The 5,341-nt window shown below is 75.0% G+C and carries 5 protein-coding genes and 1 pseudogene; all 6 read right to left on the bottom strand.

Annotation, left to right across the window (positions count from 1 at the left end; all coding sequences use genetic code 11):
- Positions 1 to 590: pseudogene (locus tag C5508_RS18745) on the bottom strand (hypothetical protein); the annotation flags it as partial.
- Complete coding sequence (locus C5508_RS18740) at positions 587 to 1,543, bottom strand: transglycosylase SLT domain-containing protein (protein ID WP_104526426.1); 957 nt, start codon at positions 1,541 to 1,543, stop codon at positions 587 to 589. The pseudogene C5508_RS18745 and the gene C5508_RS18740, both read right to left, overlap by 4 nt.
- The gene (locus tag C5508_RS18735) at positions 1,531 to 1,986 is read right to left on the bottom strand and encodes a flagellar export protein FliJ (protein WP_104526425.1); all 456 of its coding nucleotides are present in this window, start codon (positions 1,984 to 1,986) and stop codon (positions 1,531 to 1,533) included. The genes C5508_RS18740 and C5508_RS18735 overlap by 13 nt, the downstream gene beginning before the upstream one ends.
- A 31-nt stretch (positions 1,987 to 2,017) precedes the next feature.
- Entirely contained in the window at positions 2,018 to 3,328 is a 1,311-nt protein-coding gene (locus C5508_RS18730) for a FliI/YscN family ATPase (protein WP_104526424.1), read from the bottom strand.
- The gene (locus C5508_RS18725; RefSeq protein ID WP_104526423.1) at positions 3,325 to 4,158 is read right to left on the bottom strand and encodes a FliH/SctL family protein; all 834 of its coding nucleotides are present in this window, start codon (positions 4,156 to 4,158) and stop codon (positions 3,325 to 3,327) included. Before C5508_RS18725 ends, C5508_RS18730 begins: the two co-directional genes overlap by 4 nt.
- A gap of 139 nt (positions 4,159 to 4,297) precedes the next feature.
- Positions 4,298 to 5,341: flagellar motor switch protein FliG (fliG, locus tag C5508_RS18720; protein ID WP_198598185.1), on the bottom strand; the 1,044-nt coding region annotated here is incomplete at its 5' end.

The following is a 5,341-nucleotide window of genomic DNA, read 5'->3' as shown; positions in this document are numbered from 1 at the left end:
GTGGACGGGACGACGGTGAGCTCGGCCGCGGGATCGGTGGCCGGCACGGTGCCGGCAGTCGGGGTGGCGCCCGCGATTGCGGCGGGGGCGGGGGTGACGCCGGGCCGCGTGGCGCCCGGCGCCGCGGGAGCGTCGGGGCCCGGTGCGCCCGCGCCGGCGATCTCCCCGGCGATCTCCCCGGCGATCTCCCCGGCGGCCGACGCGGTTCCGGCGGCGGCGACCGGTGCTCCGGCCGGCACCCCGTCGACGGGCTCGCCGGTCGGCGCGACGACGACGGGCGCGGCCACGGCGGTGGACGCGCCGGTGCCGAGAACCAGCGCCCACAGCGCGGCGGCCACGCCGGCGGCGGCGGGGTCGACCACCGGTGCGGCGGTCGCCTCGCCCGGCGTGGCGCCCTCGTCGGTCGCGGACTCGCCGGACGGACGCTGATCACCGCCGGACGTCGCGTCACGCACGGGGCCCTGCCCACCGGCCAGCGCATCGTCGAGCGCGAAGGCGAACGGCGCCGCGCTGCCGGTGGAGCCGCCGTCGGAGGAGGAGGTGGAGGTGGCGCGCGCCGCGGGGGCGGCGACGGTCACGGGAGCAGTCATCGGTAGCCCTCTGCCTTGCTCATCACGGAGCGGACGTAGTTCTGGGTCTCGGAGTAGGGCGGGACGCCCCCGTAGCGGCTGACCGCGCCCGGCCCGGCGTTGTAGGCCGCCAGCGCCAGCTCGGTCGAGCCGAACTGCTGGTTCAGGTTGCTGAGGTACTTCGCCGCACCGTCGATGGCCGAGGCCGGGTCCATTGGGTTGACGCCCAGGCCCTTGGCGGTGGCCGGCATGAACTGCATGAGCCCCTGGGCGCCCGCCGGGGACACGGCCGAGGTGTTGAAGTTCGACTCCTGCTTGGCGACGGCGGCCAGCAGCGAGGGGTCGATGCCGTGCTTGTTCGCGGCCCGGGCGAAGAGGTCGGCGTAGGGGACGCCGGCCAGCGCGCCGGCCGCGCCCGTAGCCGCCGGAGCGGTGGCGCTCGCCTCGGGGAGGACCCGGCGGATCACCGTCGGGTTGCCGACCGACTGCACCTTCACCGACTCGCCGGCCTGCGGCGCGGCGATCATCTGGCCGTTGCCGATGTAGACGCCGACGTGGTCGATGCCGGCGCGCCCGGAGGAGTAGTCGAAGAAGACCAGGTCGCCGGGCCGGGCCTGGGCCAGCGAGGCGACCGGCTTGCCCGCGGTGGCCTGCTGGGACGAGGTGCGTGGCAGGTCGATGCCGAGGTTGCCGAACACCAGCTTGGTGAAGCCCGAGCAGTCCAGCCCCTTGCTCGGGTCGGTGCCGCCCCACAGGTAGGGCACGCCGATGTACTTCTGCGCCTCGCTGACCACCGCGCTCTCCGACGCGGTACCCGCCGCCCCGGCGTAGCCGCCGGCCGACGACGTGCCGGTCAGCCCCGCGGCGCTGGCCGCCGAGGCCCAGCTCGCCGACGTCGCGGTGCTGGGGGTGGCGGCGGCGAAGCGGGCCTGGATCTCGCCGATGCGGGCCTGGACCGCGCTCAGTCCGTCCATGCCTGCTCCTCCTCGGTCCGGCAGGCGCGACCTGCGCGCCCGGTGACCAGGTCATCGGCAGCCCGAGCCTCTGCCATGTCCATCGCGTGCGCCTGGGCCTCCCGATGCCGCTCGGCGAGCCGCTCGAGGGCCTTGGTCCGCTGGGCGGCCGCGGTCCACTCCGCGCGGACCGCCTCGGCCTGCTCGGCCTGGGCGGTGGCCATCGACCGGGCCTCGGACGCGTCGGTGGCCGCGGTGCGGAGCAGCACCATGGCGGCGACGAACGTCCCGGCCGGCAGCGATCGGGGCATCGTCGAGGCGCTGAGCGCCGTCTCGTACTCGGTGGCGCGCCGATCGGCGTCGGTGGCGGCGTTCATCGCGGCGGCAGCGGCGGCCGCGGCGGCGCGCTCCTCGGTGCGCCGGAGCTCCAGGACCGGCTGCAGCCGGAACGTCGCCCGCTTCACGGGGCATCCACGCGCTGCTGCGCGGGTGCGGTCATGCGCTCCTCACGATCCGCTGCAGCCAGCCCCAGGCCTCGGCCGCCGACGTCGACTCACCGAGCGGCTGCTGCAGGAACGCGTCGATCTGCGGGGCGAGCTGCCGCGCGCGGTCGACCAGCGGGTCGCTGCCGGCCTGGTAGGCGCCGATCTCGATGAGCTCGCGCACGTCGCGCAGCGCACCCATGAGCCGGCGGATCTCGCGGGCGTCGGTCATCTGGGCCGGGGGGACGACCGCACCCGCGACGCGGGAGATGGACTCCAGCACGTCGATGGCGGGGAAGTGGCCGGTCGTGGCGAGCTTGCGGGTGAGCACGATGTGCCCGTCGAGGATCGAGCGGGCGGTGTCCGCGATCGGCTCGTTGTGGTCGTCGCCCTCGACCAGGACGGTGTAGAGACCGGTGATCGAGCCGACGGAGCCGGTACCGGCCTTCTCCAGCAGCTGCGGCATCATCGCGAAGACGCTCGGCGGGTAGCCCCGGGTGGCCGGCGGCTCGCCCGCGGAGAGACCGACCTCGCGCTGGGCCATGGCCGTGCGGGTGATCGAGTCCATGAGCAGCAGCACGTCGCGGCCCTCGTCGCGGAAGGCCTCGGCGATCCGGGTGGCGACGAAGGCGGCCTTGAGCCGCACCAGCGGCGGCTCGTCGGAGGTGGCGACGACGACGACGGTCCGGGCCATCCCCTCGGCGCCGAGGTTCTCCTCGATGAACTCGCGGACCTCTCGTCCACGTTCGCCGATCAGGCCGATGACGCGGACGTCGGCGTCGGTGCCGCGGGTGATCTGGGCCATGAGGCTGGACTTGCCGACGCCGGATCCGGCGAAGATGCCCAGGCGCTGGCCCTTGCCGCAGGGGACGAGGGTGTCCAGCGCACGGACGCCGAAGGTGAGCGGCTCCTCCACGCGCGTGCGGGAGAGGGCGTGCGGGGTCCGGGTCTCCAGGTCGACCCGCGAGACGCGGCTGCCCAGCGAAGGTCCGCCGTCGACCGGTCGCCCGAGCCCGTCGAGGACGCGGCCGAGCAGGGCCTCACCGACGGGCACCTGCAGCGGCCGCCCGGTGGCGCGGACGGGGGCGCCGGCGTGCACGCCGGACAGCCCGCCCAGCGGCATGCAGGTCAGCCGGTCCCGGCCGACGGCGACGACCTCGGCCAGCAGCGGCTTGTCGGTGGGGTTGATCTCGACGAGGTCGCCCACGGCGGCGCTGACGCCGTCGACGCTGAGCGTGAGGCCCATCGCGCCGGTCACCGAGCCGGTGACCTGCGGACGGGCGGCCGCGCGGGCGCGCTCGAGCACGGTGGGGGAGACGCTCACGAGTCCAGCACCGCCTGGACGCGCTGGAGGGCCGAACCCAGCTGCGCATCGATCCGGCGGGGGCCGCTCTCGGCGATGGCGCCGGCCCGCTCGACCGCGGGGTCGGGGACGACGCGGACGCTGTCGGGCAGCTCGGCGAGCGCCCCGGGGGGCAGCTCGGCGAGGTCGTCGGGGTGCAGCCGCACCACGGCCGGGGCATCTGGCGGGCAGAAGGTCAGGGCGCGGCGGACGGCGTCCATGACCGGGTCGGTGGCCAGTGCCAGCTCCCGGCCGAGGATGTCCTCGACCAGCACGAGCACCGTTTCGATGATCGAGTCGCGGATGTCGTCCGCGACGGGGGCAGCCGTCTCGTCCAGGTGGCGGGCGGCCGCTCCGAGAGCGGCGGTCGCAGAGACCAGCCGGCGCTCCCAGCGGGCCTGCACCTCGGCGAGCCGCTCCTGGGCGGTTCGCTCGGCCTCGGCCACGACGAACTCGGCGGCGGTCAGACCTTCGGCGTGGCCGGCGGCGAAGCCCTCGGCGTGGGCGCGCGAGCGCAGCCGCTCCAGCTCCTCGGCGTAGACGTCGCCGAGCCGGAAGGACGGCCGGCCGCCGGCGATCGGCTGGTCCTCGGCGCGCCGTACGGACGTGCGCCGCTCCACGGGGACCGGCTGCACCGCGACGGTGTCGTCCGTGGCGCGGACGATCGCCGACGTGCGGTGCGGCACCGGCGCGGACGGCCCGGACAGCCAGGACGGGGCGCTCGGTGCCACGGGTAGGTCCTCGATGGCCGGCCGGGCGGCCGGCACGGCCACGGGCGGAGCCGCGGCCGCGGCCGCGGCACGCTCGGCCATGACCTCGCGGTACGGCCGCGCGAGCGCTGCAGAACCGCCGCGCAGGACCGTGCCCTCACGCGGTGCTCGACGGCGCGACTCCGCGCCTCGGTCCGCTCCTCGCTCGCTGGCGCTCACTGCGATGCTCCCGCGGCTGTCGTCACGCAACGAAGTCGTCCTCGCCGCTGCGCGAGATGGTCAGCACACCCTGCTCCTCGAGGGTGCGGATGACGCCGACGACCTTGGCCTGTGCCTCCTCGACCGTGCGGGTGCGCACCGGGCCGAGCAGCTCGATCTCCTCGGCGAGGTTCTCGGCGGCACGCTCGGAGAGGTTGCGCTGGACCTTGTCGCGGACGTCGGGCCGGACACCCTTGAGGGCGGTGGCCAGGTCGTTGGCCTCGACCTCGCGCAGCACCAGCTGCAGGGACCGGTCGTCGATGGTGACGATGTCCTCGAAGACGAACATCTGCGCGCGGACGGCCGCGGCCAGCTCCGGGTCGCTGTTGTCCAGCCACTCGAGGATGGAGCGCTCGGTGGGCCGAGGCGAGCGGTTGATGATCTCCACGAGGGTCTCGACACCGCCCACGGTCGTCATGTCCTGGTGCGCCAGGATCGAGCCCATCCGGCGGCCCAGCTCCTCCTCGACCAGGCGGACCATCTCCGGCGAGGTGCGGTCCATGGTGGCGATGCGGTGGGCGACCTCGGCCTGCTGCTCCGGTACGAAGCCGGAGAGGACCTCGGCCGACTGGGCGGCGGTGAGGTGGGCGAGCACCAGCGCGATGACCTGCGGGTGCTCGTCCTTGAGGAAGGTGACCAGCTGGCGGACGTCGGCGTTTCGCAGCGAGGCGAACGGCACCTCGGTGTAGACGACATTGAGCCGGGACAGGATGCCCTCGGCCTTGTCCTGGCCGAGGCCGGCGGCGAGGATCTCGCGGGCGAAATCCACGCCGCCGCGGCCGATGAAGTGCTGGGCGGTCATCAGGCCGTGGAACTCGCGCATGACGCCGTCGACGTCGTCGAGCTCCACCGACCCGAGCTTCATGAGCTCGCGGGTGAGGGCCTCGACCTCGCGCGGGCGCAACTGCGCGAGCAGCACGCCGGCCTCCTCCTTCGACATCTGGGCGAGGAAGACGGCGGCCTTGCGCAACCCGGGCAGCTCCGGCTTGGCCGGCACCGCGACGGCGCCGGGGCCGGCGGTGGGGCC

Origin of the sequence: Blastococcus atacamensis, assembly GCF_002938425.1 — a bacterium.
Classification (GTDB): Bacteria; Actinomycetota; Actinomycetes; order Mycobacteriales; family Geodermatophilaceae; genus Blastococcus; species Blastococcus atacamensis.
This window is presented reverse-complemented; position numbering and strand designations above follow the sequence as displayed.

Coding starts and splice junctions, on each gene's coding strand:
- C5508_RS18740 (WP_104526426.1), bottom strand. CDS start 1,543: ATGGACGGACTGAGCGCGGTCCAGGCCCGCATCGGCGAGATCCAGGCC.
- C5508_RS18725 (WP_104526423.1), bottom strand. CDS start 4,158: ATGGCCGAGCGTGCCGCGGCCGCGGCCGCGGCTCCGCCCGTGGCCGTG.